Raw genomic sequence first — 26,582 nt, forward strand, 5'->3', positions numbered from 1 at the left:
CTGCTTTCGCTCATTTTATATAAAAAAGCGTTCTGACAGGCATACGAAAAGCGTCCAATTACAAAATTGCACCTATGTGCTATCATACCATGTTTATAAAAAAAATGAAGTGGTTTGTTTAGATCAGCTGTTCTAAGTCACTCAGTGTCATAAGGACTTCCCTTGGCTTACTGCCTTTTGCACCAGAGATCATGCCCTCGCGTTCCATCATGTCGATCAATCTGGCTGCACGATTGTAGCCAATTCTAAATCTTCGCTGCAAACTCGATGTACTAGCGCTATTCTGCTCAATCGCAAAACGGCAGGCATCCATAAACAATTCGTCTTCATCTGTAATCGCAGAGCCTTGGAGCATTAATTCCTCCTGTTCGAAAAGGAACACTGGCTTACGCTGTTTTCTTACATGTGCCACTACTTGATCAATCTCACGGTCTGATACAAAGTTCCCTTGCAGCCTCGTCGGCTTGCCGGAGCCATTTTCTAAGAAAAGCATGTCTCCTTTTCCGAGAAGCTTTTCTGCACCTGCCATGTCAATGATCGTTCTAGAATCTACCTGACTTGAGACAGAGAAAGCAATTCTTGTTGGGATATTGGCTTTAATGAGACCTGTGATGACATCGACAGAAGGTCTTTGTGTCGCAATCAATAAATGAATGCCGCATGCTCTTGCTTTTTGTGCGATTCGGCAAATGCTTTCTTCGACTTCATTTGGTGCGACCATCATTAAATCAGCGAGCTCATCGATCACAACGACAAGATAAGGTAGTTTTTCACCCATTTGTTTTTCTTTGACAAGCTCATTGAATCGTTTAATTTCTCTCACACCAGAGTGTGCAAACAGTTCGTAGCGCCTTTCCATTTCATCCACTACCCATTTCAGAGCGGCTGTCGCTGTCTTGGCATCGGTGATGACAGGACTCACGAGATGCGGAATGTGATTATATGGCGCTAATTCAACCATTTTAGGGTCGATTAAGAGCATTTTTACTTCATCTGGTGACGCTTTAAACATTAAGCTCACTAAAATGGTATTGATACAGACACTTTTTCCTGACCCTGTTGCTCCAGCAATTAAGCCATGCGGCATTTTTTGCAGATCAACCACAACAGGCTGGCCGGATATATCTAATCCGAGTGCTGCTGTTAAGGGTGATGGATTGTCTCTAAATGCACTGCTTCTGATCATCTCTCGTAAGAAAACCATTTTACTGTGAAGGTTCGGCACTTCGATCCCGATCGTGTTCTTTCCTGGAATCGGTGCTTCGATTCGAATATCTTTTGCGGACAAACTGAGTTTAATATCATCTGATAGGTTCGTGATTTTGTTCACTTTGACACCTGGTTCTGGATGTACTTCAAACCTTGTCACAGAAGGGCCTTGCGTGACATGAACCACACTTGCTCTGACATTGAAATTTTTCAGCGTGGCATTGAGCAGCTCTGCCCGCTCTTTCACCCATGTCCCATCCTCTTCTTTTTGAGCTGGAGGTACGTCTAAAAGGGCGAGACTTGGGAAAACATACCCTTGTGCATCTGCTGCTTTCTTTTGCCCTTGCACACGCTGATCACTTTTTAACATCATGACGTTAAAAGGAACCGTTGAGGTTTGTCCGCTTGTACGTTGCGTCTGCGGAGCTGCTTGTTTCGGTCTTTCTTCCTTGACTTCATGCACTTGTTCTTGCTTTTCTTGCTGCTCTATGACAGGTTCTGCTGGTTCAGTAGCGGTCTCATCGTCTGCTACTTGTTCTATTGGCATCATTTGATCTTCTACTATTTCAGCTTCTTCCAACAATTGGTCTTCTTGCAGATCATGCTTGGCGACTGGCTCAGCTTCTTCAAATGCTGCCGCTGGCACTTCTTCTTGATGATCTTCTATGGAATCAGCTTCTATTTCCGCGACCGGTTCTGCTGGGATGTCTTCTGTTACCTCAACTTCTTCTGCCGGCATGTCTACTTCCATTTCAATTGCGGGATGTGTGTCTTCTGCTGTTTCGAATGTCAACGGTTCTATTTCCTCCGTATGATCTACAAACTGATGTACCGGCTCGCCTTTTATTTCTTCGTCATCGCTTGAGACATCCTGTTCCGGCTCAGCCTCTACCGGCTGTTCTTGATAAGCTTCGGCCTCCTGATTATGTAAGTCAGCTTCAATATGGTCTTGAGGCTCAGAAAAGGCTTGCTCTTTTTCCTCTGTTTGAATGAAAGGCTCGTCATTTAAACGCTCCATCGTCGATTGAACGTGATCCTGATAAGCGAGTTCCTCTTGCAAAGTAAGCGGGGTCACGTCTGTTTGCATGTCCACTCTTTCTTCTGCTGGGGCTGAAACCGTTTCTTCCATACGATTTTCTTTCCGTATTGACGGAATGTTCATTTGCTGTCTGACATTTCGTACACGCTCTGCCTCTTCTGATAACAGGGTGACACGCTGCGCTGTTTCTGCTGCTTTCATTTGAACAGGAGATGATTCTTCTTTCGCTTCTGTTCGTTTTGGACGCATATCCTGATGATAGCCATAGATCGGTGATGGAATTTGCTCTGTTTTGAATGGCTTTTTATTGATGTCAGGCTGCACCGTTTGTTTTGGCTCATAGGTCTTCTGCTTAGCCTTTGGCTTGCTTGGCTTTGCGCGTCTTCTTTCCTGCTTCACTCCGTCACGCAGAGGTTCATCTGGAACGAGCGGAAAGCGGAAGTTGCCTTTCGGATATTCATAATAGACTTTTGTATCTTCAATTTTTTTATATTCTTTATACTGTTCAAAAACTGGCTGCGTTCGTGCAGCTGGACCTTCATTAGGTCTCACAGCTTTTTCTTCTTTCTTTTCTTCTTCTCCTAAAAATACACTAAAAAATTTATCTAACCAACTCATCATTTATCACTCACTTTAACTCCCCTTACGTTTTCTTGGGCGATTTTTAGTATACCATTGCTTTTTCATGCAGAAAAGCGAGAAAAGTGCTGCTCTTTGCTATTTGTGCTGTCTGTAGATGAAAAAAAGTCACTAAGTACGTACTTAGTGACTTTTGGTATAACACATTCTTCGCTCCTATGTGCCCGTTTATGGGAGGTTACGCTTTAAAGGGTTCGCCAGCTTGGTGGCTTCCCTCTAGAACAAGAATCCCTTTTTCAGCAGGCGCGTCTGGAAGATCTAGTTCTTTTGCTGAACAAATCATTCCGCTTGATGGAACACCTCTTAGCTCAGCATCTTTAATGACCAAACCGCTTGGCATCACCGCACCAACCTTCGCAACCACGACATATTGCCCTTGATCAACGTTTGGTGCACCACACACGATTTGTAATGTTTCATCGCCAACATCTACTTGGCAAATGTTTAATTTATCTGCATTCGGATGCTTTTCTTTTTCCTTCACATAACCGACAACAAATTTTGGTGATAGATCCACGGTCAACGTTTCACTTACACCGTTGCGGTTTAAAATTTCGTTGATATCTTGAACAAGTGTTTCAGATAGCGGTACAGATCCGTTTTCTTCAATTTTCATGTAAGTGGATGCGTTGAAGATATTAAAACCTGTTGTTTCTTTTGTTTCTTGATTGAAGATTCTTACGACATCTCCAAACCTCTCATGACCTACTTCTTCTCTCGTCACATCTTTCAATGAAATAAGGAGTGTGTCGCCTACACCTTCTGCATTATAAAAAACGTTCATTCTTCAAAATTCCCTTCTACTGCTGTTTTGGTCTGCTTTTAGCAAGAATAAAGATCGGTTCAAGCTTGCCCTCGTCATATAAAAATGACAATGCGGTAATCGGAACCGTGCCGCTGGCGAAGAAGCTCATCGACATCTGTCCTAAAATATCATAGCCTGATTCATTGCGAACATCTGCAATGATGAATACATCTTGATGGGGAACAGAAATGGCCATCTGTCCTTCTATTTTTTGCGCGTATTCTTGTAAAATCGATTCATTTAAAAGTCTGCTGGCATCATATCCGTCATTCGCACGGAAGAAATAAAACCGATTGCCTGCAACTTCATCCATTTTCACCACAGTTTCAAGTGAGCGGACATTGAAGCTTGCAGTTTCCCTAATTCGCTCTTTTGTCCAGTTTTCCTTTTGAAGCATTTTCTCATCAATTAATCTGTAGGTGCTTCCAAGGTCAAGTGCGTAGAAGATTCTCGTTTCAGCTGTATGCTCATCAAAAACTAGGGGAATGCCATCACTTGATGCCTCAGGAAAGGAAGTGGAACGAATGACAGGATAGATCTGCTTTTCTTTTCCTGAGATGTGCTGCGCTTCGCCTTTCATGGCACTTAGCGCCTCTTTCACATAGTAAACGATCTCATCTAATGTTTCATCAGGCTTTACTTCCCACTTTGCAATGATTGGCGGGAGCTCTAGTGTAATACCTTTATTTGTTTGTTTATCTTCAATACGAAGCGTATCTTTTTCTCGGTCAAACTGGTGTGACCAGCTGTCATTTGTCAGACGGCTTTTAAGTTCGTTCGCAAGCTGTCTTGATGTCATTTTTGCCATGATTTAGACCCTCCTTTCATTATTTAGAAAGAGAATCTGTTAAAAATGCTTCAATCTCTTCCTTCGTCTTACGATCCTTGCTGACAAAGCGGTTAACCTCTTGTCCATTTTTAAAAACTAAAAAGCTTGGAATGCCGTAAATTTCCCACTCTGCGCAAGTGTCAATGAACTGATCTCTATCCACATAGAAGTACTCAAATTCTGGGTAGTTTGCTTCAAGCTCTGGCAAGAATGGTTCGATAAAGGTGCAGTCCGGGCACCAGTCAGCTGAAAATAGCAATACTGTTAAGTCTTCTTGAATCACTTTTTGTAATTCTTCGTTTGATTCAATTTTTTTCATGTTTCATTCCTCCAGTTTGTATGGTTAAATCTCCGAATTGTATATAGCCTTTCTTTCTCATCCATTCTGATACTACCAAACTAATCACTGCCGGGCCAACGATATGCAAAAGAGCGATCGCCAGAAAAACGGATGGATGAAATCCCATAACGGTCAGTGTCATGAGCTGTCCAACGAGGCCGCTCGTTCCCATACCTGCCCCTGCCGCATTATTGACCATCCCAAAGCCAATAATACCAATTGGCGCGAGAATGAGGCCCGCAATCGTCGGCGGAATAAGGATAAGGGGATTTTTCACAATGTTCGGCAGCTGCAATTTTGACGTGCCAATGCCGACAGCAGCAAGACCGCCAAAACGATTTTCTCTAAAGCCTGCAGCGGCAAAGCCGACCATTTGAGCGCAGCAGCCAATCGTTGCAGCACCAGCCGCTGTTCCGCTTAAGTCAAGCATGAGCGCAAGCGCCGCACTTGAAATCGGTGAGCTGAGGGCAAGTCCAACAATGGTCGCTACTAGCATGCCCATGATCAGCGGACTTTGGTCAGTCCCCCACATGATGAGCCTACCAAGCCCTGTCATCATGGCTTCAATCCCAGGACCGATCAAAGCGGCGGTGAAAAAGCCAGTAATAATGGTGACAAGCGGCGTTAAAATAATATCAATTCTTGTCTCACCACTGACCAGCTTGCCGAGTTCCACACCAATTAATGCTGCGACAAAGCTTCCAGCAGGTCCACCAAGCTCTGCTCCTGCAGCACCTGAGACAACACTTGCAAAAATGATCAAAGGAGATGCATGTAAGCGATACGCAACAGCTACGCCAATCGCTGGTCCCATGAGCCCCATTGCGAGTGTTCCCATTTTGATGATGAGCGGAAGTGATAACAGACCGCCTGCTGTTTTTAAAATCAGCCCTACCACTAAGGTAGCAAATAGACCTAAAGCCATATAAGAGAGTGCATCAATGAAATACACTTTTGGCGAAAGGGAGATCCCTTTTCTTTTCAAATAAGTCATCAACGTCGTCTTCCTGCTTTCTCATAGGAAAGACGAAGAGCCTGTCCTTCCCATTATATGTAGTATTCTTACGATGAAAAATAGTCTCTACCATGAATATCATAATCATATTTTTTTTGCTTTATCAAGCACTTCTTGTGTAACATGAAAAGAAACAGGGCAAACCTTTACTAAGTTTGTACAAAAGGAGGAGATCGTTATGCAATTAACCGTCTATTTAGCAGGAGAAATTCATAGCCAGTGGCGTGATGAAATCAAGGAGAAAAGCCAATCGTTGAAACTGCCGGTGACGTTTGTTGGTCCAATGGAGAATCATGACCGCTCAGATCACATTGGTGAGGACATTTTAGGTGAGCAGCCGAATGCCATTTTCAAAGATGATGCGGCTTCTGATTTGAACAATTTCCGTACTGAGATCTTATTAAACAAGGCAGACGTCGTCATTGCCCGCTTTGGTGAGAAATATAAACAGTGGAACACGGCAATGGATGCATCTGCTGCCATCACAAAAGGAAAACCTCTCATTTTGATCCGCCCAAAAGAACTGCACCATCCGTTAAAGGAACTATCAAACAAAGCGAATATCACTGTAGAAACCGTGAACCAAGCGATCAAGGCGTTATCTTACGTGTTTGAACAGCAATAAAAAAGGTGAAACTGCAACCTTTTTTCCTCTTTTCGAAACCTTTGCAGACCTGGCAATGAATGCGAGGTTTTGTCTACATATACACACTAAAGGCTGCTCTCATGAAAGAGGCAGCCTTTTCTATTACATTTACACCTGTTGATAAATAGAATCCACTGTACTTTGATCACAGTTTTTCACCAGGCGGACAATTAATTCTTTTGCCGCTGCGTAATCATCCACATGCAATACTGAATGACTTGTATGAATGTAGCGAGCGCACACCCCAATGACAGCAGAAGGCACACCTTGGTTGGAAATATGCACACGTCCAGCGTCCGTACCACCCGGTGATACGAAGTATTGGTATGGAATGCTGTTTGACTCAGCAGTATCGAGCACAAAGTCTCTCATCCCGCGATGCGTAATCATGGTTCGATCAAAAATACGCAGAAGTGCTCCTTTACCAAGCTGGCCGAATTGGGTTTTGTCACCTGTCACATCGTTTGCAGGGCTTGCATCTAAAGCAAAGAACAGATCTGGCTGAATCATATTCGCAGCTACTTCTGCCCCTCTAAGCCCTACTTCTTCCTGAACCGTTGCACCTGAATACAGATGACATGAAAGAGGTTCGTCTTTTATTTCTTTTAATAATTCAATCGCAAGTCCACAGCCATAGCGGTTATCCCAAGCCTTCGCTAAAATCTTTTTAGGATTCGCCATAGGGGTAAAGACTGTTGCAGGCACGATTTGCTGTCCTGGGCGAATGCCAAGTTCTTTTGCCTCTTCTTCACTGTCTGCCCCAATATCAATGAGCATGTCTGATGGTTTCACAGGTTTGCTTTTTTGTTCTGGTGTTAGAAGATGAGGCGGTGTACTAGAGACGACACCAGGAATTGGTCCGTGAACGGTATGAACGTCGACACGCTGTGCCAGCATGACTTGACTCCACCAGCCGCCGAGTGTTTGGAAGCGTATCATCCCGTTCTTCGTAATGGATGAAACCATGAATCCCACTTCATCCATATGACCAGCCACCATGATTTTAGGTGCGTTCTCTGGTCCCTTGCGTACCCCAAACACACCGCCAAGACGATCCTGAATGAGTTCGTCAGAATATTTCTCAAGTTCCTTTTTCATAAAAGCACGCACATGGTGCTCATTACCTGGAGTTCCCTGTAATTCTGTTAAATTTCGGAAAAGCGACAATGTTTCTTCATTCATTCTACGGTTTACCTCGTTTCTATGTAATGACCATATATATTCCTATAAAAATAACACTCACTTTATACTATAAGAATTCTTTCGGTTTTCCAAGTATCTCTCCAGAAATTTTGAATATGCTTTCAAGTATTCGGATTCCTTAACATCAATGGACAAGTTTTGTATAATGGAAAAAACAGCAATACGGAGGTGCAGCACGTTGAAGTTAAAACATGTTCTGATTGGTGCGAGTATTGGCGTAGCCGCTGCAATTGTTGCAAAGAAAGTATTTTTCCCTACGTATATCTCGTCTGAAAAAGCATTAAAAATTGTGAAATCTGCTTTTAAACAGCGCGGCCCGATTGATGGCTCTTGGATTTATACTGTACCAGAACCGTATACCGTAAATGGTGAAACGATTGATGTGTACAAATCTGGCATTACTCGCTCAGCCTTTGGCGAGCTTGAACAGTACGAAGTTATGATTGATGCCAAAACAGGCATGATCGTTGATGTCATTGATTCTGTGGCTTGATAAAGAAAGCTTCGCAAAGGCGTGTCCTTGCGAAGCTTCTTTTTTATATGGCTTTGATTTTTTTGTACACAGGATGCCACATGGCGTCCTGTACAGCCTGAATGAGATCCTCAGGCGTTTCCTCTGCAATACCTTCATCGATCGCTGCTTGCGCCACACGGACAGCCACTGTCGCTGAAACAGTTCGAAGCTGATCCACACTTGGCAGCATCGCTGCACCCGGCTTTCCGACATTGACCATGCTGGCAATCGCTTCAGCACTCGCAACAAACATGCTGTCTGTTATAAGGCGGGCTTTAGACACAATCGTTCCAAGACCAAGCCCTGGGAACACAAGGGCATTATTCGCCTGACCAATTTCATATGTCACGCCGCCATATTCGACAGGATCAAATGGGCTTCCCGTTGTCACAAGGGCGCGTCCTTCTGTCCACTCGATGAGATCTTCAGGCTTTGCTTCTGAAAGAGGTGTTGGGTTCGACATCGGTAAAATGGCTGGGCGCTCCACGTGTGACGCCATTTCTTTCACAATTTCCTCTGTAAATGCTCCTCCTACCGTCGAGGTGCCAATTAAGATGGTTGGTTTCGCCTGTTTGACGACCTCTAATAAATCAATGGAATGCTTAGGACCGTTACGGGCATAATCCTTTACTTCGTCAGAACGTCTTGCATATGGCTTTTGAAATGGCTGAATGTCAGGCGAATCATCTGTAAGCAATCCTGTTTTATCAATACACCAGAAATGATCATATGATTCCTCTTCTTTGACACCGTCTCTTACGAGAGCATCACGGATCTGCTCCGCTATGCCAATCCCTGCCGTACCCGCTCCGAAAATGACGATTCGGTGATCTTTCAGCGGAACCTTCGAAGCTTTTGCACATGCCAGAACCGCAGCAAGTGAAACAGCTCCAGTACCTTGAATGTCATCATTAAATGTACAAATACGTTCCTTATATTTTTCCAATATGGCTCGGGCATTTTTTGTCCCAAAGTCTTCCCAGTGAAGGAGTGCATTTGGAAAGGTTGCGCGGGCAAGCTCTACATATTGATCAATGAACCGATCATAACGTTCTCCTCGAACGCGAGAATGCTGATTTCCAACATAAAGCGGATCATTCAAGAGACTTTCCTGGTTCGTCCCGGCATCAAGCACAACGGCCAGCACGCGGCTAGGATCAATGCCTGCTGCGGCTGTATAAACAGCAAGTTTCCCGACTGAAATGGCAATACCGCCAACACCCCAGTCTCCAATACCTAAAATGCCTTCTGCATCTGTCGCAACGATTAAGTCAATTGATTCATCAACACCGTAAGAGGCAAAAATCTCTTCCATGCCTTCCAAATCATCAATCGATAAATAAAGCCCCCTTGGCTTTCGATACTCGTGGCTATAACGCTGAATGGCTGTTCCAACAGTCGGCGTGTAGACAATCGGCAGCATCTCCGCCAAGTGCTCATTTAGTAATTTGTAAAAAAGCACTTCGTTTCTGTCATGAAGTGATGTTAAATACACATTTTTCCCCAGTTCATCCGGCTGTGCCTTGAACTGCTCATATGCACGCTTTGCCTGATCCTCTAATGTTAAAACCTTAGGCGGTAGAAATCCCTTTAAACCAAGCTCTTCCCGCTCTTCCTTAGTAAATGCAACCCCTTTGTTTAAATAAGGGACGGACATGACTTCCATCCCTCTTAATGGTGTTTCAATGACATCACCATGTACACGATAAAATTGGTTCACCTGCACTCTTCCTTTCACAAGTTCATTTTGTCGTTATTTTGTGTGAAAGGCGAAAAAACATGCAGATGATCTTTTATCTTCCTGTTTCTCTTTTAACTTCATGTGTGATTTGCCCGTCTTTATCCCACTTTACAGCGCGGTAAATCGCATCATGATAAAACAAGTACCACGCATTTTTTTCTTCTGCAAATGCCTGCCATTTTTGCTTAGCTGGAATCGAAGTCATTGGGTAATCATCATAAGCCAAGACCCATAATGGATTTTTATGAGCGTGTGTTGGCATGATATCAGCCAAATGAATCGCTGTTTCGCCCTGACTTGTGAGCGTTAAGATGCTATGGCCATTGCTATGACCGCCTGTATGATGCAGCCCAATGCCTTTTGTTACTTCGATGCTTTCTTCAAATGGCACCACTTGATCTGCTATAGGCTCCCAGTTTTCTTTCCAATATGTATTTTTTGAGCGGATGTTAGGCGCCCTCATTTCATCCCATTCGATTTTGGATGTGATGATTTTTGCCTGCGGAAAAACAGACACGAGCTCTTCTCCCTCACGTTTTGTCAGCCCGCTTGCATGATCGAAGTGAAGGTGTGTCATTAAAACGTAATCAATATCAGCTGGTTGCAGGCCGAGTGCCGCTAGCGATTGTTCCAATTTCGTCTCTTCTGTTACGCCGTAATTGCGTTTTTGTTTATCTGTCAGCTTCCCTGATCCGATGCCGGAATCCACTAATAAATGAAGACCATTCCACCGAATGAGGATCGGATCACACCGCAGTTTAATTTGATTGCGATCGTTCACCGGATATTTTTTTGACCATAACGGCTTTGGCACTACACCGAACATCGCACCGCCGTCCATGTGTGTATCTCCCCCATTTAACCAGAACAGTTCCATGTCACCTATTTTCATTGTCTCCATTGCTGTCATCCCTCCTTTTTCTATCGTAGCAAATACAGCTGAAAATCGCATGCATCAATCTTTTCATGAAAAAAGCTGACTGCAATTTTTCTTTGCAGCCAGCTTGATGTCACTTGTTAATCTGGAAATTTTACTTCTGATCGATAGATGGGTTGTCCCATAGACGAGAATTTTTCTTCGTATTCAGTCATCACATTTCCTTCTAATCCGTCCTTATGTAAATCTAAGCTTACATACGTTAAAAGAAGGCCATATGCAGAAAAACTCTTTAAGGAATATTCAAATAATCCGCGGTTATCTGTTTTGAAATGCAATTCACCACCTGGACGGAGAATATGTTCATATCGCTCTAAAAAGGCCTTAAACGTTAATCTGCGCTTTTCATGCCTTGCTTTTGGCCACGGATCAGAGAAATTCAAATACACCCGGGCAATTTCATTTTCCGCAAACACATCTGTCAGCGTTTCAGCATTGATGTTCAAAAGCTTTACATTTTCAACATCTGTCTCTTTGATTTTATCTACTGCTGTCACAATGACACTTTTAAATAATTCAATGCCAATATAGTTGATATCAGGATGAAGCTTGCCCATTCCAGCGATAAAGCTCCCTTTTCCTGTCCCAACTTCGATATGGATTGGATGATCATTTCCAAACAGCTCATGCCATTTCCCTTTATATTGCTCGGGGCTAGCTAAGGCAATATGAGCATTTTCAGCTAAGTAATCATCCGCCCATGGTTTATGTCGCATTCTCAATTTGATACACCTCTATTTTCTTTACATTTTATCAAGATACCATGAAACATAAAGACCCGCAAGACAGCATCTTTATGCACATATGAAAAAGACCAGCCCTTCGCTCTGAGCTGGTCTGCCGCATGTATAAATTGGGCGCTGAATGCACAGTTTAACCACATAAATGACACGCAGAAAAGGAGCATACGTATGGGATTAAACCGTCAACATCAGCTTCAATTAATCAAAGATATTTTAACCGATCACCAGTTGGATTGCTGCGGGACTGTTGCAGAATATGAACAGGTGGGACGTGTGATTCAATTAATGCTGGCAAAAGAAGACCTTGATGCCGACATTCGTCAATTATTAACAGATATTTATGATTACAGCCAAAAGGGCACTTCTGTCAGTTCAATTAATGCACATATCGAGGAGCATCAATCGCATTTGTCAGAGTGGGTCGAGAATATTCCTATGTCTTAATAGATGTTTAACCGCTTTAAGAGTGCGCTCAGCTCCGCTTGCACTTCTTGCTGCGCTTTTTCATTTCCTTTTCTTTTATGCCACACGACAAACGATACGGTTTCAGCGAGGACGTACCAATCCATACGTTTTCGCAAATTGTCCGTCAGCGGAGCACCGTACATCGAGAGCCAGCTTTCCCAGTTCTCTTCTTCAACATAATGGTATAAAAGTGGTCCAAGATCAATGGCTGGGTCAGCAATCATCGCCCCATCCCAATCGATCAAGTAAAGCTGATTTTCATCTGTCAGCAGCCAATTATTATGATTGAGGTCACAATGACACACGACCTTGTCCTCAAATTGGACTGCCTCCACATGCTTCTCTAAGTACTGGATGGCACGTGTAATGTCTTGTGAATCGATTTGCTCTTTTAATATGGACTGTTTTAAATGCTTCAAAATGGATTCTGGGTGTAGAGCATGCTTCTCTAATCTTTTCAGCATATCAAGCAATTCTTTAGATGTATGAATTTTTCTTAGCTGCTCTGCTACAGGACGGTCATTCATGTCCTTTGGCTTCAGCTCTCTGCCGCTCAGCCAGTGCTGCGCAGTGATGACATCCCCATTTTCCATCCGTTTTGTCCAGACAAGCTTCGGCACAATGCCTTCAGCTGACAAAACCGCAAGAAACGGTGACGTATTGCGTTTTAAAAATAGCTTTTGGTCATTGTGTGTTGCGAAGTACGCATCTCCCGTAGCGCCTCCAGCAGGAGAGATGTGCCATTCGCTACCTAATATTTGTCCCAACCAGTTCATATCAATTTTCAACCCATCATTTCTTAAAATATTTTAAATCTTGCTTTTTTAGTCGACAAAATTCAGCCGATTGAAGATCAATTGGCTGTTTCTTTTTTATTTATATGATCATAAAAACAAAAAGGACAGCTATTGAGAATGAGATGCTAAACAATAGCCGTCCTATAGATTTTATCGTTACCTTCTTATACTCGTCAAGCAAAACTAGAAAATCAGGACAAGAACCTTATGAAAAGGAAGGCTTTTTTCATGGTTTTTGACTAGGGCATTCACGAGAAGCCATTTAAGCACGTAATTTTAAGGAGCGCTCACTCGCCTTCACAAAGACAGGCGTTGCGCCGATCACTTCTCCATCTGCATGAAATAAGATTTTTGCATCTGCCTCCAAGTACGCTTCCTCGTGCTGATACAGGGTAACGCCCTTCATTACAAGATGCTTTCGAAACACCATCGCACTTAAAAACAAGAGCACTTTGAATGGATTCAAATCTGTGACAACGATCGTTTGAAAGCCTGGCTGCCTCGCGCTCACTTCCGGCGCTGCTTCCAGCCCGCCTCCGTAATAGGGGTGATTGCATACAATCACAAACCACACTTGGCGAAAGACCTTCTTCTCATTTTCAATAAACAGCGCAAGGTCAAACGGCTTAAAGGACCATAAAGAATGGAGAAATGACAGCGGGTAGATGATAAACCCAAGTCCCAGCCGTTTCAGCCACTTTTTTCCTCTGAAATGCACTGTTTTCCTTAGCACATGCGCATCAAACCCAGCACCGATATGATTGAGAAAGAGAACGGATTGCGGGCTTTCTGCATGATCTTGAAAGGAGCCGAGAGAAAATGTTTTGGTGAGCATTCTCTTTTGCTTTCTCACTTCTTTTAGGACATCTTGACGATGGATGCCGAGGCCCTTCGCCGCATCATTCCAATGACCGGCGGGAACAAAGCTTAACTGCACATGATCCATTTCCTTTAAGCCATTCAGGACTTCATGAATGGTGCCGTCACCGCCAATGACAATCAGGCGCTTCAGCCTGTCATCTTGCATGGCGCTAATTTGTCTTGCCAATACTTCTGCATGACCTTCATGCTGGGTGAGAAACGATCGATAAGAGATCTCCACCTTTTGTAATTCTTTCTCTATGCTCCTCCATGTACGAAGTCCTTTTCCATGTCCTGCTGCTGGATTAACGATAAAGTACCATTCATTCATATATTAGCTCCACTCAGGTCTCATTTTTCGTGACCTTCCATTATGCCTTTAATCGAGCCATTCCTGCCTTCTTTTGCTGTCTGATTCACCATAAGCAAGCAATGCCTTTGTCGCCTTAAATTGCTGATGCTTTGTCGGCGCGGTATTTTTCCGCTGCTTTTCAAACCAATCTTCCGCCTTCTTCTTATCGACAACCTCCATCCCGTATGGAACTTCCGGTAAGTCAATATAAGAGGTTCTGCTGATCAGGATTTTTTTCACAGGAAGATCGACACCGCTTTGCTGTAAGATCTTTGACACGACGGTGCCAGAGCGCAGAAGGCTTGCGCAAGGATTCAAAACGGACTGAACAGCTTTCCCATTCGCCCGCTTTTCCCAAAAACGTTCCTTCGTTCCGATATATACGCTGTCAGGCTCTGCCTCTAAGAAGGATAAACAAATCACTTCCAGCGGCGTAATAAGTACTGAACATAATTCCATCTCTGCTTTTTGAATGAGCAGCACCGGCTTATACATCACAAAATATGAATCCGGAAGCTGCCTAGCAAGCATACGCAGCTTTTCATCATACCGAATATGATGGGAGACGGTTGAAATGTGGGAAATCGTCGAGCTCGCCCATTTTAATTGAACATCGTATAGATGATCCTTAAAAAAATGAATGAGTTTCGTTTCATCGGTAGGAACGTTTGTAAAGACACCTTGCTCTATATCTGTCGGCTCGTTAAAAAGACTCAGGTCCCGTTCCTTTTTCATATCGGCTTCTTTTTGCTTTCTTTTTAAGGAGAATTTCTTTCTCTTTTCTTCCTCTTGTTCAGGCACTTGTTCAGAGATTTGGTCAAATGAATGCTGCGCCTCCTGTTTTGAAGCCTTTTTTAACTCGTCCCACCTTTGCTTTTTCAATCGAATGAATTGATTGATGTAGTGATGCGGGTCTTGTTCATATCGTGATATATAATCTTGAATTTTTATAATTTGCGCCATCTGCTGCTCACTCCAACTTTTAGAATCATTTATGTAGTGCAAATTGTTTGATTGCGTGATAACGCGGGGTTTCTTTCGGACGTATTTCAAATAGAGTCATACAAGAAACCTCTATCACGTATGGCTCTTTGCGTAAAGGCGCTTGTTCTGCAAAAGAGTGATCCGCGTTCCATTTTCGCGCAATCGTCATATGCGGATGAAACGGTCTCTTTTCAACAGGATGTCCTGCTGACAATACGGCTTCTTTCACCTTTTCTCTTAATTGCATGAGCGGTTCACTTTCATTAGGTTTTGCAAAAAAGACTCTCGGGCGCTCCTTCATGCCAAACTGTCCTAACTCATTCAGCTCTAGTGAAAATGCAGCGGCTTCATTTGAAAGGATATCAAGCAGCTCGATGATCTTTTTTAAACGCTCATCTGGAATGGCACCTAAAAAGATCAGGGTCACATGATAATCATCTGGTGCTGTCCACTTTTGAAAGGATAGTTCACTCCTTAGATCCATGTCTTTTTTGATTTGATGCGCAAGTTGTTCAGGGATGTGAATCCCTATAAAATAATGACGGTTTTCTGCCACAATATCACCTGTCCTTTTTTAACAAACTTTACGAATCCCCATTGATGATAGTATAACTAAAGAAATGCAGAATGAGAAGAAAGGGTGTCACATGATGAAGGTTGCACAAAATATAGCTGAGCTGATTGGCGATACACCACTTGTTAAATTACAGCGGCTTCAGCCAGACAATGCGGCAGCTGTTTATTTAAAGCTGGAATCATTTAATCCTAGCGGCAGTGTGAAGGACCGCGCTGCTTACAATATGATCGTCGAGGCTGAAAGGCAAGGAAAGCTTACAAAAGGAGCGACCATTATTGAACCAACGAGTGGGAATACAGGGATAGGTTTAGCCATGAACGCAGCAGCAAGAGGCTATAAAGCCATCCTTGTCATGCCAGATACGATGACAAAGGAAAGAATCAATATTTTGAAGGCTTATGGGGCGCAGGTTGTTTTAACCCCAGGAGAAGAAAAAATGCCAGGCTGTATTCGCAAGGCAGAGGAACTGGCGTCTCAAATTCCTCATAGCTTTATCCCGATGCAATTTGATAATGGGGCGAACCCAGATGCACATAGAGGCACAACAGCTGTTGAAATCATGGAAGCTGTAAAACAACTTGGAAAGCCAATTGGAGCCTTTGTCGCAACAGCAGGAACTGGCGGAACCATTACAGGCACCGGAGAGGAATTAAAGAAGGCATTCCCTCATTTGACCATACGTGTGGCAGAGCCGAAGGGATCTCCAGTCTTATCTGGCGGGAAACCTGGCAAACATAAACTTGTTGGCACAAGCCCAGGATTTATTCCCCATATTTTAAACGAGCATGTATATGATGAGATCGTGCAAGTAAGCGATGAGGATGCGTACACCATCACACGTCAGCTTGCCCGGCTTGAAGGAATTTTAGTTGGTCCTTCATCTGGTGCAGCCTGCTATGCTGCGATTGAAACAGCCAAGCAACTGCCGGCAGAACAAATCGTGATCTGTATGACAGCAGATACAGGCGAACGATACTTATCAAGTGATGTTTTTCAAGATTAAAAAAGGAACAGGGTCATGAATCCCTGTTCCTTTTTCTTCGTTTCAAGGTTAGGACGATTTGTCGGACTTCACCTCAGCCTGCTCCCCTGTGATGAGTAAAACCTGCTCATCAGTAAGCGGGCATAAATCGAGCGTCTGCTCAAACTGTTCCATGATTTGCTGCGCAGCCTCGCCTAAATAGGTATTGTACATATGCGGTACCGGATAGTAGCTTATCTCATTGAATCCTTGACATGATGAAAGTTCTGCTGCCTTCTGCCGATCATCCATCACGGAGATATATTCAATGCTTGGTGCCATGATGATACTCCCTGCGGACTCTCCGATGTACAGCTTGCCTTTATTGATTTCTTCTTTCAGCACGTCATCAAGACGATGCTTTCTTAATTCCTGCAGCAAATAGAAGGTGTTGCCTCCTGATACGTACATCACATCATTTTGTTCCATCATCTTTGTGATTTCTTCAGTAGACTGCTCAGCTATCTGAACGGTCTCTAGATGCATACCTAGTTGATGAAAGGCTTCTTTCGCTGCCTCCACATAGTGCGTGACTTCTTCCACAGCACTGGCTGTTGGAAAAAATGTCACGCGTTTTCCTTTTAATGATTCACCCGCAAAGTCAGATAAGAGAGAATAGCTGTCTTTGAATGAAGAGCATAAGAACATTTTTTTCACTGTGAATCCCCTCTTCTCTTTTTCTATTTTGCCAATTCATACATGGCTTGTGCATATAGAGCGGTTGCTCTTAGTAGATCATCGATTTCGATATATTCATCCTTCTGGTGTGCGCAATCTGGTCTGCCAGGGAATAGAGGACCAAAGGCAACGCCCGCTTCTAAAGATCTCGCATACGTTCCTCCACCAATGGCAATCAGATTAGCTGGATCTCCCGTTTGTTCCTCATATACCCGCTGCAATGTTTTCACAAGCGGATGATCTTTTGAGACGTGATGCGGAGTGCTGTCGTCAAATTTCAGAAGGGTGGCCCCTTTGATGCCTTCGATCCCTTTTTTAACGTCCTTGCCGTCTGCTGTCACTGGATAGCGGACATTTAATCCTAGCTTCGCTTCCTCGTTTTGTGTATAGCGGATCGTTCCAACATTTAAAGTCAAATCTCCGCTAATCTCATCTTTACAAGCAATCCCCAGCTTTTTCCCTCTTGTATCCTGATCAAATAAAGCGTTGATTTGGGAGGTAAAAGCAAGCCCGTCTTCATCTAACTCTTGTCCACATAGGAAATTCGCCATATGAATGCCCGCATTGATGCCATGCGCCGGCTCCATGGCATGAACTGATTCACCTTTTAATGTGAGATGCAGTCCGTCCGCTGCATTCTTTACCTCACCTGATAACTGATTGTGAGCAAGATAAGCTTCAAAAGCTGTTTTTAATGATTCAGCATCGTGATCTTGTGCAGCTGTCACAGTGGCAGCTGCCTCATCCGGCACCATATTCAGCCGCATACCCGATGTGAATTGCTTGAGCGTATAGCGCTGATGATTTTCTGTAAGTTGATATGTAAATGACACGATGGCATCAATAATCCCTTTTTCAGCATGAATAATCGGAAAATCGGCATCTGGCGCAAATCCAATTTGCGGCATCGCCTCATGCTTGAAATAATGGTCCACACAGCGCCAATCACTTTCTTCATCCGTTCCAATGATCATTCGAATCTTTTTTGACAGCTTCATCCCTGTATCTTTTATCATCTTTAGCGCGTAGAAAGCCGCCATGGTTGGACCTTTATCATCAATGGCTCCTCGTGCAAACATTTTATTTTCTCTTATGTCCGCTGAAAATGGCGGGGTTGTCCAGCCGTCACCAGCAGGCACAACGTCCACATGGCATAGCACACCTACAATGTCTTCGCCTTCTCCATATTCAATATGACCTGCATAGCCATCCACATTCTTGACTGTGAATCCTTCGTCTTCCCCTTTTTTCAACATATACTGAAGGGCCTGATCGACTTTTTCACCAAATGGCTTTCCTTCTTTTCCACCTTCTTCATCAAGGACACTTTCAATTTGCAAAAAAGATTGTGTGTCCTTAATTAAGTCGTCTTTTTTTCGTATCACTTCAGCTTCCCAATTCATTTTTCCATTCCTCCTTGAAAAAAGGTTGCAATCCACCCTTAAAACGAATATTATATTAATTGTTTTGTAATAATGTTCGTAAATGGAGGATTTTATGTTTCAGTTAAAAGAAAACCAAACCAACATAAAGAAAGAATTAATTGCTGGTATGACGACATTCTTTACCATGGTATATATTGTTGCCGTTAACCCAGGAATTCTTTCAAAAGCAGGCATTCCTTTTGACCAAGTCTTTACTGCAACAATTATCGCTGCTGTCGTCGGTACGCTCTGGATGGCACTATTTGCAAACTATCCGATTGCTATTGCACCAGGCATGGGGCTGAATGTCTATTTCACCTTTACAGTTGTCGGTGGCGGCGGCATCAGCTATCAAACAGCGTTCAGTGCGGTATTTGTTGCTGGTATACTCTTTATTATTTTATCGTTAACATCCCTTAGAAAACAACTGATTCAAGCCATTCCAGATAATTTAAAGTACGGCATTACAGCAGGAATCGGGCTTTTCATTGCATTTATCGGCCTCCGTCAGTCTGGGATTATCGCAGCTGACCCAGAAAATCTAGTGAAGCTTGGCAACTTAAGCTCGCCTGTTGTCATTTTAACGCTTGTCGGCTTAATGATCTCTGTTATTTTAATGGTTCTTCAAATAAATGGCGCTCTGTTTATCGGCATGTTAGCGACGACACTGATTGCGCTCGTAACAGGCCAGCTTCATTTCCCTAAAATGCTGATGGACATCCCTGCACTACCCGAAGGCATGCTGATTACAAATCCATTCGCTGCTTTTAGCGATGTATTCTCTCATCATTTATATGCTGTCGTCTTCTCCTTCTTACTAGTGACGATTTTTGATACAACGGGCACAATGATCGGAGTGGCTGAACAAGCAGGACTCATGAAAAAAGGCCAGCTGCCAAAGGTACGCAGAGCCCTGCTCGCTGACTCTGCTGCAACGACGATAGGTTCTATGTTTGGGACAAGCCCAACAACAGCTTATATTGAATCATCATCTGGGGTTGCTGCTGGCGGAAGAACTGGACTAACGTCTTTAACGGTCGCTGCACTGTTTATTGTGGCATTGTTTTTCGGCCCGCTCGTTCAAGCCATTTCTTCTTTACCATCCATCACATCACCTGTTCTCATCATTGTCGGGTGCTTGATGATGAACTCAGTGTCACGCATTCGCTGGAACGAGCTAGACGAAGCATTCCCTGCTTTTCTTGTGATCCTTTCCATGCCGCTGACATCTAGTATTTCTACAGGAATTTCACTTGGATTTATCTCATATCCCCTTGTGAAACTGGCAAAAGGGAAATGGAGAGAAGTACATGTACTTGTTCTCATCTTTGCCATTTTATTTTTCATTCAGCTCTTTTTCTTAGAAGGATAACAGAAACAAAAAAGGCACATTCTAACAAGGGATGTGTCTTTTTGAGATGAGTGAATTTTTTATTTTGTAAATTTTCTGTGTTTATTTTTTGGATGTTTGAATGTGACGGTATTCTCCATACCCCTTACGCCTATTGGGTTGTAACCGAATTCAAAACATGGTATATACCATGTTTCGATTCATGAAGACAAGTTAAAAAACACGTAAAGTTGACTTTTTGGTGGAACTAGATGCATAATAACGTGTATAATAGAATAAAACATTAAGAAACACGAACATTTACCATTGTTGCATGTCCTTATTTCGCAGTTTTAGTGTAGTAAGTTGTGGTTAGTCAAGTCCATCCGATCTTATTGATAGGGAGTGGTTTTTTGAAACCTTCAACAAACCGTATGATGACTCGAATTAAATCAGTTTATATGTTCATTCAAGAGAAAGGTCTTGTGACGACACAAGAGCTGGTTGATGAATTCGGGATCACACCTAGAACCATTCAAAGAGACTTAAACGTGCTTGCCTATAACGATCTTGTTCATAGTCCAAGCAGAGGCAAATGGGAAACAACGAGAAAAAAAGTGAAAATATCATCTTAAGCGTATAATGAACTGTCCATATAACAAAAAGAACCGGCGATATGCCGGTTCTTTTCTTTTATTCTACATTTATGGTCGATTGATTAAGCTGTCCAACTCTTCATCCGTCAATTCACGGTACTCCCCAGGCGCTAGATCTTCATCTAAAGAGACAGCCCCCATCGAGAGTCTTTTTAAAAAAATGACTTCATTTCCCACTGCTTGCGCCATCAGCTTCACTTGATGGTACTTTCCTTCAGTAATCGTTAAACGGATGCGTGTATCTTCGTTTTCATTCGCATCTACTTCAACCTTCGCCGGCTTCGTGCGGTAATCATCTAAAATGACAACGCCCTCTTCAAGACGCTTGATGTCTTGATCTCCTAATGGGTATTTCAAATGAACTTCGTATGTTTTTGGCACATGCTTTTTTGGAGAAAGTAATTGATGAGCAAGCTGTCCATCATTTGTGAGGAGGAGGAGACCGACTGTGTCCTTATCCAGTCTCCCCACAGGAAATGGCTCCCTTGCGATATCCTCCGGCTCTAGTAAATCGACGACCGTTTCATCCCGCAGATCTTCAGTTGCTGAGATGACCCCGTCCGGTTTGTTCATCATTAAGTAAATGAATTCTTTATACTCTACACGCTCTCCGTGTACGAGCACTTCATCATTCGAGGGATCAACATGATCTTTCACCTGCTTCGCCACTTCTCCATTCACTGTGACCGCCCGTGCCTTGACCAGCTTCTTCACATCTTTTCTTGAACCAAAGCCGCTGCTAGCAAGCAATTTATCAAGCCTCATGAATATCCACCTCTTCTTAACTCTTTTTTCTTAAAAATTTCGGCATACGGCTGCCGAGTACACGCTCAAGTAATCCTACCTTATAAGACAAGAACAGATACACACCGCCGCCAGTGATCATTGAAATCAAAATGACGATACCCGCTTGTACAATTCCACCCTCATACGAAATCACTTGGCTCACAAGCTGACATGTCACATACGCCACAACAGCCATAATCGCCGTTAAAATACCAATGAGAATAAATCGTTTGAAAATCCTGCGGAACGAGTAGCCGGCATGGCGCTTAATCATGATAAACATATACAAGATGGACGCGCTATAGCCTAACGCAGTCGCAAGCACAGAACCATTTCCTTGCAGCCAGCTGATTAGCGGAATGTTCAGAACCGTTTTAATAATGATCCCTAACAACAGACTGACAATGGCGAATTTTTGTTTGTTAATTCCCTGCAAAATTGCTGCATTAATGGTGAATAAGGAAAACAATAACGCAACAGGTGCATACCAGAACAAAATAGACATCCCAATCTCAGGATGAACAGACGGATAGAAAAACCAATAAACCGGTCCAGCCAATGCCGAGATACCAAATGAAGCAGGCAGTACGAAAAATAAAATGACCTGCATCGTCTGATCAATTTGTCTATTGAGAAGCTTGTAGTTACGTGCTGTAAATGATTCCGTAATCGTCGGAATCAAGGTTAAGCCAAACGCTGTTGCAAGTGACACAGGAATCATCACGAGCTTCGGTAAATATAACGTCACAATGGACAATACCGCTGTACTAATATCCTGATGTCCTGATGCAATCATAGCTCTGTTAATGGTGTTTGTATCAATATAAGAATAAATTGGAATCGCAAGTCCAACAAACACATACGGTGCCGCATAGCTAAACAGCTCTGTAAACATTTGTTTATAAGATAAGTCAGAGGAAGCACCTGTATTCGGCTGCATGGATAAGAGCCGGTCCTTGCGCTTCAGCCAATATAAATAAAGCGTGAATAAACCCCCAAATGCGCCGATAAGTGCTGCAAATGTGGCATATCCGACAGCGATGACAAGCCCGCCGTCAAGCACTTTTAAAATAATAAACGTTGCAGTTAATAGGAAGATGATTCTGACAAGCTGCTCAATCACTTGGGAAACAGCTGTCGGTCCCATCATGGAGTGTCCTTGGAAGAACCCCCGCACAAGACTCATAATAGGTACAACCAAAAGACCTAAACTGACCATCCGAATCACATATACCACTTGATCGACAGTCAAACCGCCTGTTTCATTCGATCCGCCAAGCTGAATCTTGGCAAAAATCGGTGCGGTCAAATATAAAATAGAAAAGGCGATAATCCCGGTGACAAGCATGACCGACATACCCGCCCTGAACATTTTCCTTGTTGTCTCATAATCGCCGATTGCATTATATTTAGAAACAAATTTTGATACCGCTGTTGGAAAACCAAGCGTAGCAATACTTAAAAAGATCGTATACTGATTGTATCCATATTGAAATAGCGCTCCACCAGTAGCTCCAACCATTGCGCTAAATGGAATTAAGTAAATCATACCAAGAATACGAGAGAGATAAGTCCCTATCGTTAAAACCAACGTACCACGAAGCAGTTTATTAGACATGCGCTTAACCACCATTTTTCTAATGAATATTCAACTTAACTATTTTACCACATCATTTCGACGCACAGGTAACAAATCCAATACAGAAGGCACAAAACCAATCAATTCATATTTCAGCCTTCCCCAATTTTCGTTATAATAGAGGAATGACTGAAAGTAGAAAGAGGAATGTAACATGAAACATTATGATGTCATTGTCATTGGCGGTGGACCTTCTGGACTGATGGCCGCGATTGCATCAGCAGAGCACGGAGCGACTGTTCTGTTAATTGACAAAGGAAACAAACTTGGCAGGAAGCTCGCCATTTCTGGCGGTGGACGCTGTAACGTCACCAACCGCCTTCCAGTAGAAGAAATCATCAAGCATATTCCCGGAAACGGCCGTTTTTTATATAGTGCATTTTCTGAGTTCAATAACGAGGATATTATTTCGTTTTTTGAAAACCTCGGCATTGAACTTAAAGAAGAAGACCATGGACGTATGTTCCCTGTCTCAAACAAAGCACAATCTGTTGTGGATGCCCTTTTAGACAGGCTCCGCAACCTCAATGTCACCATTCGAACGAATGAAAAGATTAAAACAGTTCTGTATCAAGACGGACAAGCAGCTGGAATTGTTACAAATAATGATGAAAAAATTTCAAGTAACGCCGTTGTCATTGCTGTTGGCGGAAAAAGTGTGCCGCATACTGGTTCTACTGGTGACGGCTATGCATGGGCAGAAGCCGCTGGTCATACGATTACAGAGCTCTTCCCAACAGAAGTACCGGTCACATCAGATGAGCGCTTTATTAAAGAAAAAGTGCTACAAGGTCTTTCTTTAAGAAGTGTGGCTGTCAGTGTTTTAAATAAAAAGGGGAAGCCCGTCGTCACACATGTCATGGATATGATTTTTACTCACTTTGGCTTATCCGGCCCAGCTGTTCTTAGATGCAGCGGATTTGTTGTGAAAGAATTGAAAAAACAGCCGACTGTTCGTCTGCAAATAGACTTATATCCGAAGCTTAATGACGAAGATCTGTTCCAAAAGCTTCATCAAGACCTAAAAGATGAACCAAAAAAAGCCATTAAAAATGTCCTAAAGTCTTGGATGCAAGAACGCTATTTATTGTTTCTGTTAGAACGGAACGGCATAGATCCGCAAGACACATTTTCTGGTCTTGCTAAGGACAAACTGCGCGCATTCGCCCATGATTGCAAACATTTTATCGTTCATGCGAATGGCACTCTTTCCTTGGACAAAGCGTTTGTCACAGGAGGCGGCGTTTCTGTAAAAGAAATTGAACCGAAGAAAATGGCGTCTAAAAAAATGCCCGGTCTTTATTTCTGCGGAGAAATTCTAGACATTCATGGTTATACAGGCGGATACAATATCACGTCAGCACTTGTGACTGGCAGACTTGCCGGTATGAATGCTGCACTCGAAGCAAAGGAGAGATTTTCATGATAAGACGTGCACTTCCGATTATCCTAGCAGTTGTGATTAGTTTGACAGCCGCTGTATTCTTAAAGCTGTCCATTACCCCTTTAAAAGTCGCCATTGTGTTGGCGTTTACCATCTTCGCTGTTTGTTTAAAAGAATACGTCTACCGTCTTCGTAAACGCATTGAAGAAAAATCATCTTCACATATCGATAGTTGATTAATGGAAGCAAAACATGTTACGGTAAAGTAGAGGTCGAGTGAGAAGCTCGACTCTTTTTGTTTGAAAATAGTTGAGATAGGGGATATTAAACAAAATCCTCTGCTTAAACGTGTAGAACAACAGGAGAGTGAGATGGTGTGAAAAACGTATCAAGTGTATTTTGGATTGTGATTGCGATCACATTTGTTGCCGTTATGTGGGGAGCTTTTTCTCCACAAACATTACAAAATGTCACAGATCAGATTCAAACATACATTACAAACGACTTTGGCTGGTATTATTTGATAGTGATTTCACTACTTGTCGGCTTTTGTCTATTCTTTATTTTTAGTCCAATCGGAAAAATTACGTTAGGAAAACCAGGTGAAGAGCCTGAATTTGGCCTTTTTTCTTGGTTTGCGATGCTATTTAGTGCCGGTATGGGAATTGGTCTTGTCTTTTATGGGGCCGCTGAACCAATCAGTCACTATGCAATTCAATCACCAACAGGTGAGACTGAAACTGCACAAGCCTTCCGCGATTCCCTTCGTTATACATTTTTCCACTGGGGACTTCATGCATGGGCCATTTATGCGATTGTCGCGTTATGCATCGCATACTTTAAATTTAGAAAAGATGCGCCTGGATTAATTAGTTCCACCTTATACCCAGTATTCGGAAACAGAATTCATGGATGGATTGGAAAAACGATCGATTGTATCGCAGTGTTTGCAACAGTAGTTGGCGTAGCCACAAGTTTAGGGCTAGGTGCCGCACAAATTAATGGTGGATTAACCTATTTATTCGGCATTCCAAATAACTTTTTGACTCAGCTCATTATTATTGCGATCGTGACTGTTCTGTTCTTGATCTCTGCTTGGAGCGGAATTGGTAAAGGTATTAAATATTTAAGTAATTCAAATATGATATTTGCTGCTATACTCATGATCTTTTTACTCTTTGCTGGACCAACTGTTTTTATTTTAAATTCATTTACAGATTCGATCGGACAATACTTATCGAATATTGTACAAATGAGTTTTAGATTATCACCAAATGATCCAGAAAAGAGAGAATGGATTAATGGCTGGACGATCTTTTATTGGGCATGGTGGATCTCTTGGTCTCCATTCGTCGGCATTTTTATTGCAAGAGTTTCGCGCGGAAGAACCATTCGAGAATTTTTAATTGGTGTCTTAGTGGCTCCTTCAATCCTCGTGTTCCTATGGTTCTCTATCTTCGGAGTATCAGCTATGGATTTACAACAAAAAAATATTATAGATGTAGCTGGTATGCCGACTGAAACGATGCTGTTTGGTGTTTTAAATCAATACCCGCTTGCCATGATTACGTCGATTTTGGCACTTATTTTAATTGCTGTATTCTTTATCACATCAGCAGATTCAGCCACATTTGTTCTAGGAATGCAGACAACCTATGGCTCATTAAATCCTGCGAATAGTGTAAAGATCAGCTGGGGCATCATCCAATCAGCTGTTGCGGCAGTGCTATTATTTTCAGGCGGACTTCAAGCCTTGCAAAATACAGCAAAACTCGCCGCCTTGCCGTTCTCCGTTGTCATTATATTGATGGTTGTGTCACTGTATAAATCATTAAATGATGAACGAAGAGCAATCAAACAGGCCAACAAAGTCAATAAACCAAGAAGTCCAAGAGTAAAAAAAGCATAAACGCTGTTTGAAAAAGCCGTTCCTCATGTGAACGGCTTTTTTCTATACAAACAATTTAA

General features: G+C 42.8%; 26 protein-coding genes. 9 read left to right on the forward strand and 17 right to left on the reverse strand.

Annotation, left to right across the window (positions count from 1 at the left end; all coding sequences use genetic code 11):
- Positions 1-118 precede the first annotated feature (118 nt).
- From C6347_RS17625 to C6347_RS17645, 5 genes are all read right to left on the reverse strand, one after another.
- Positions 119-2,869: a DNA translocase FtsK gene (locus C6347_RS17625; RefSeq protein WP_106071935.1), complete on the reverse strand. Its 2,751-nt coding sequence runs from the start codon at positions 2,867-2,869 to the stop codon at positions 119-121.
- 196 nt (positions 2,870-3,065) lie between these two features.
- The gene (gene ytpR, locus C6347_RS17630) at positions 3,066-3,671 is read right to left on the reverse strand and encodes a YtpR family tRNA-binding protein (protein ID WP_060597024.1); all 606 of its coding nucleotides are present in this window, start codon (positions 3,669-3,671) and stop codon (positions 3,066-3,068) included.
- A gap of 16 nt (positions 3,672-3,687) precedes the next feature.
- On the reverse strand, positions 3,688-4,500 hold the full coding sequence (locus C6347_RS17635) for a DUF1444 domain-containing protein (RefSeq protein ID WP_106071936.1): 813 nt from the start codon (positions 4,498-4,500) through the stop codon (positions 3,688-3,690).
- Between the two features lie 19 nt (positions 4,501-4,519).
- On the reverse strand, positions 4,520-4,840 hold the full coding sequence (locus C6347_RS17640) for a thioredoxin family protein (protein ID WP_034665496.1): 321 nt from the start codon (positions 4,838-4,840) through the stop codon (positions 4,520-4,522).
- Positions 4,827-5,855 (reverse strand): PTS sugar transporter subunit IIC, encoded by a 1,029-nt coding sequence (locus C6347_RS17645; protein ID WP_060597026.1) that lies wholly within the window; start codon positions 5,853-5,855, stop codon positions 4,827-4,829. Before C6347_RS17645 ends, C6347_RS17640 begins: the two co-directional genes overlap by 14 nt.
- 199 nt (positions 5,856-6,054) lie before the next feature.
- Between C6347_RS17645 and C6347_RS17650 the strand changes: the two genes are divergently transcribed.
- Entirely contained in the window at positions 6,055-6,501 is a 447-nt protein-coding gene (locus C6347_RS17650; RefSeq protein ID WP_060597027.1) for a YtoQ family protein, read from the forward strand.
- 129 nt (positions 6,502-6,630) lie between these two features.
- Here the strand turns inward: C6347_RS17650 and C6347_RS17655 are convergent, their stop codons facing one another.
- The gene (locus tag C6347_RS17655; RefSeq protein ID WP_060597028.1) at positions 6,631-7,704 is read right to left on the reverse strand and encodes a M42 family metallopeptidase; all 1,074 of its coding nucleotides are present in this window, start codon (positions 7,702-7,704) and stop codon (positions 6,631-6,633) included.
- Positions 7,705-7,903: 199 nt separating this feature from the next.
- On the opposite strand from C6347_RS17655, the gene C6347_RS17660 reads away from it, so the two are divergent.
- Complete coding sequence (locus C6347_RS17660) at positions 7,904-8,218, forward strand: PepSY domain-containing protein (RefSeq protein ID WP_003217759.1); 315 nt, start codon at positions 7,904-7,906, stop codon at positions 8,216-8,218.
- Positions 8,219-8,261: 43 nt separating this feature from the next.
- Here C6347_RS17660 and C6347_RS17665 read toward each other — a convergent pair whose 3' ends face one another.
- The 3 genes from C6347_RS17665 to trmB all read right to left on the reverse strand — a co-directional run bounded on the left by C6347_RS17665 (position 8,262) and on the right by trmB (position 11,639).
- Positions 8,262-9,959: an NAD-dependent malic enzyme gene (locus tag C6347_RS17665; protein WP_034665486.1), complete on the reverse strand. Its 1,698-nt coding sequence runs from the start codon at positions 9,957-9,959 to the stop codon at positions 8,262-8,264.
- Positions 9,960-10,032: 73 nt separating this feature from the next.
- Positions 10,033-10,881, reverse strand: coding sequence for a YtnP family quorum-quenching lactonase (locus tag C6347_RS17670; RefSeq protein WP_106071937.1), 849 nt, complete (start codon positions 10,879-10,881; stop codon positions 10,033-10,035).
- 116 nt (positions 10,882-10,997) lie between these two features.
- Complete coding sequence (gene trmB / locus C6347_RS17675; protein WP_106071938.1) at positions 10,998-11,639, reverse strand: tRNA (guanosine(46)-N7)-methyltransferase TrmB; 642 nt, start codon at positions 11,637-11,639, stop codon at positions 10,998-11,000.
- Positions 11,640-11,828: 189 nt separating this feature from the next.
- On the opposite strand from trmB, the gene C6347_RS17680 reads away from it, so the two are divergent.
- Complete coding sequence (locus C6347_RS17680; RefSeq protein ID WP_060597030.1) at positions 11,829-12,104, forward strand: YtzH-like family protein; 276 nt, start codon at positions 11,829-11,831, stop codon at positions 12,102-12,104.
- Here C6347_RS17680 and C6347_RS17685 read toward each other — a convergent pair.
- The 4 genes from C6347_RS17685 to thpR all read right to left on the reverse strand — a co-directional run bounded on the left by C6347_RS17685 (position 12,101) and on the right by thpR (position 15,675).
- Positions 12,101-12,901 carry a phosphotransferase family protein gene (locus tag C6347_RS17685; protein ID WP_181185486.1) on the reverse strand — a complete coding sequence of 267 codons (801 nt, stop codon included), beginning with the start codon at positions 12,899-12,901 and terminating at the stop codon, positions 12,101-12,103. The genes C6347_RS17680 and C6347_RS17685 overlap by 4 nt on opposite strands.
- 283 nt (positions 12,902-13,184) lie before the next feature.
- Positions 13,185-14,114, reverse strand: a complete 930-nt coding sequence (locus C6347_RS17690) for a YegS/Rv2252/BmrU family lipid kinase (protein ID WP_106071939.1) — start codon at positions 14,112-14,114, stop codon at positions 13,185-13,187.
- Positions 14,115-14,162: 48 nt separating this feature from the next.
- Positions 14,163-15,098, reverse strand: a complete 936-nt coding sequence (locus C6347_RS17695) for a hypothetical protein (protein ID WP_034665469.1) — start codon at positions 15,096-15,098, stop codon at positions 14,163-14,165.
- Positions 15,099-15,123: 25 nt separating this feature from the next.
- On the reverse strand, positions 15,124-15,675 hold the full coding sequence (gene thpR, locus C6347_RS17700) for an RNA 2',3'-cyclic phosphodiesterase (protein ID WP_060597034.1): 552 nt from the start codon (positions 15,673-15,675) through the stop codon (positions 15,124-15,126).
- A 94-nt stretch (positions 15,676-15,769) separates the two neighbouring features.
- Between thpR and cysK the strand changes: the two genes are divergently transcribed.
- On the forward strand, positions 15,770-16,699 hold the full coding sequence (gene cysK / locus C6347_RS17705) for a cysteine synthase A (RefSeq protein WP_060597035.1): 930 nt from the start codon (positions 15,770-15,772) through the stop codon (positions 16,697-16,699).
- A gap of 48 nt (positions 16,700-16,747) precedes the next feature.
- Here the strand turns inward: cysK and C6347_RS17710 are convergent, their stop codons facing one another.
- Positions 16,748-17,374, reverse strand: a complete 627-nt coding sequence (locus C6347_RS17710) for a Type 1 glutamine amidotransferase-like domain-containing protein (protein ID WP_060597036.1) — start codon at positions 17,372-17,374, stop codon at positions 16,748-16,750.
- A gap of 23 nt (positions 17,375-17,397) precedes the next feature.
- Complete coding sequence (gene pepV, locus C6347_RS17715; RefSeq protein ID WP_106071940.1) at positions 17,398-18,798, reverse strand: dipeptidase PepV; 1,401 nt, start codon at positions 18,796-18,798, stop codon at positions 17,398-17,400.
- Between the two features lie 94 nt (positions 18,799-18,892).
- Between pepV and C6347_RS17720 the strand changes: the two genes are divergently transcribed.
- Positions 18,893-20,191: an NCS2 family permease gene (locus C6347_RS17720; protein ID WP_106071941.1), complete on the forward strand. Its 1,299-nt coding sequence runs from the start codon at positions 18,893-18,895 to the stop codon at positions 20,189-20,191.
- 371 nt (positions 20,192-20,562) lie between these two features.
- Positions 20,563-20,784, forward strand: a complete 222-nt coding sequence (locus tag C6347_RS17725) for a DeoR family transcriptional regulator (RefSeq protein WP_008356419.1) — start codon at positions 20,563-20,565, stop codon at positions 20,782-20,784.
- Positions 20,785-20,853: 69 nt separating this feature from the next.
- Here C6347_RS17725 and C6347_RS17730 read toward each other — a convergent pair whose 3' ends face one another.
- Complete coding sequence (locus C6347_RS17730) at positions 20,854-21,570, reverse strand: pseudouridine synthase (protein WP_034665452.1); 717 nt, start codon at positions 21,568-21,570, stop codon at positions 20,854-20,856.
- A gap of 16 nt (positions 21,571-21,586) precedes the next feature.
- Positions 21,587-23,209, reverse strand: coding sequence for a putative polysaccharide biosynthesis protein (locus C6347_RS17735; RefSeq protein ID WP_034665449.1), 1,623 nt, complete (start codon positions 23,207-23,209; stop codon positions 21,587-21,589).
- Between the two features lie 175 nt (positions 23,210-23,384).
- On the opposite strand from C6347_RS17735, the gene C6347_RS17740 reads away from it, so the two are divergent.
- The 3 genes from C6347_RS17740 (at position 23,385) to opuD (ending at position 26,523) form a co-directional block, all read left to right on the forward strand.
- On the forward strand, positions 23,385-24,656 hold the full coding sequence (locus C6347_RS17740) for a BaiN/RdsA family NAD(P)/FAD-dependent oxidoreductase (RefSeq protein ID WP_060597039.1): 1,272 nt from the start codon (positions 23,385-23,387) through the stop codon (positions 24,654-24,656).
- A complete protein-coding gene (locus tag C6347_RS17745; protein WP_050943538.1) occupies positions 24,653-24,850 on the forward strand; it encodes a hypothetical protein in 198 nt (65 codons plus the stop codon). Before C6347_RS17740 ends, C6347_RS17745 begins: the two co-directional genes overlap by 4 nt.
- 140 nt (positions 24,851-24,990) lie before the next feature.
- Entirely contained in the window at positions 24,991-26,523 is a 1,533-nt protein-coding gene (gene opuD, locus C6347_RS17750; RefSeq protein WP_060597040.1) for a glycine betaine transporter OpuD, read from the forward strand.
- The last annotated feature ends 59 nt before the right edge of the window (positions 26,524-26,582 follow it).

Origin of the sequence: Bacillus sp. NMTD17 (assembly GCF_002998735.1) — a bacterium.
In the GTDB taxonomy this organism is placed as follows: Bacteria; Bacillota; Bacilli; order Bacillales; family Bacillaceae; genus Bacillus.

Excerpts from the sequence above, each read along its gene's own strand:
- C6347_RS17625 (WP_106071935.1), bottom strand. The coding sequence starts at position 2,869 with ATGATGAGTTGGTTAGATAAATTTTTTAGTGTATTTTTAGGAGAAGAA.
- ytpR (WP_060597024.1), bottom strand. The coding sequence starts at position 3,671 with ATGAACGTTTTTTATAATGCAGAAGGTGTAGGCGACACACTCCTTATT.
- C6347_RS17635 (WP_106071936.1), bottom strand. The coding sequence starts at position 4,500 with ATGGCAAAAATGACATCAAGACAGCTTGCGAACGAACTTAAAAGCCGT.
- C6347_RS17640 (WP_034665496.1), bottom strand. The coding sequence starts at position 4,840 with ATGAAAAAAATTGAATCAAACGAAGAATTACAAAAAGTGATTCAAGAA.
- C6347_RS17645 (WP_060597026.1), bottom strand. The coding sequence starts at position 5,855 with ATGACTTATTTGAAAAGAAAAGGGATCTCCCTTTCGCCAAAAGTGTAT.
- C6347_RS17650 (WP_060597027.1), top strand. The coding sequence starts at position 6,055 with ATGCAATTAACCGTCTATTTAGCAGGAGAAATTCATAGCCAGTGGCGT.
- C6347_RS17655 (WP_060597028.1), bottom strand. The coding sequence starts at position 7,704 with ATGAATGAAGAAACATTGTCGCTTTTCCGAAATTTAACAGAATTACAG.
- C6347_RS17670 (WP_106071937.1), bottom strand. The coding sequence starts at position 10,881 with ATGGAGACAATGAAAATAGGTGACATGGAACTGTTCTGGTTAAATGGG.
- C6347_RS17680 (WP_060597030.1), top strand. The coding sequence starts at position 11,829 with ATGGGATTAAACCGTCAACATCAGCTTCAATTAATCAAAGATATTTTA.
- C6347_RS17685 (WP_181185486.1), bottom strand. The coding sequence starts at position 12,901 with ATGAACTGGTTGGGACAAATATTAGGTAGCGAATGGCACATCTCTCCT.
- C6347_RS17690 (WP_106071939.1), bottom strand. The coding sequence starts at position 14,114 with ATGAATGAATGGTACTTTATCGTTAATCCAGCAGCAGGACATGGAAAA.
- C6347_RS17695 (WP_034665469.1), bottom strand. The coding sequence starts at position 15,098 with ATGGCGCAAATTATAAAAATTCAAGATTATATATCACGATATGAACAA.
- cysK (WP_060597035.1), top strand. The coding sequence starts at position 15,770 with ATGAAGGTTGCACAAAATATAGCTGAGCTGATTGGCGATACACCACTT.
- pepV (WP_106071940.1), bottom strand. The coding sequence starts at position 18,798 with ATGAATTGGGAAGCTGAAGTGATACGAAAAAAAGACGACTTAATTAAG.
- C6347_RS17720 (WP_106071941.1), top strand. The coding sequence starts at position 18,893 with ATGTTTCAGTTAAAAGAAAACCAAACCAACATAAAGAAAGAATTAATT.
- C6347_RS17730 (WP_034665452.1), bottom strand. The coding sequence starts at position 21,570 with ATGAGGCTTGATAAATTGCTTGCTAGCAGCGGCTTTGGTTCAAGAAAA.
- C6347_RS17735 (WP_034665449.1), bottom strand. The coding sequence starts at position 23,209 with ATGTCTAATAAACTGCTTCGTGGTACGTTGGTTTTAACGATAGGGACT.
- C6347_RS17740 (WP_060597039.1), top strand. The coding sequence starts at position 23,385 with ATGAAACATTATGATGTCATTGTCATTGGCGGTGGACCTTCTGGACTG.
- C6347_RS17745 (WP_050943538.1), top strand. The coding sequence starts at position 24,653 with ATGATAAGACGTGCACTTCCGATTATCCTAGCAGTTGTGATTAGTTTG.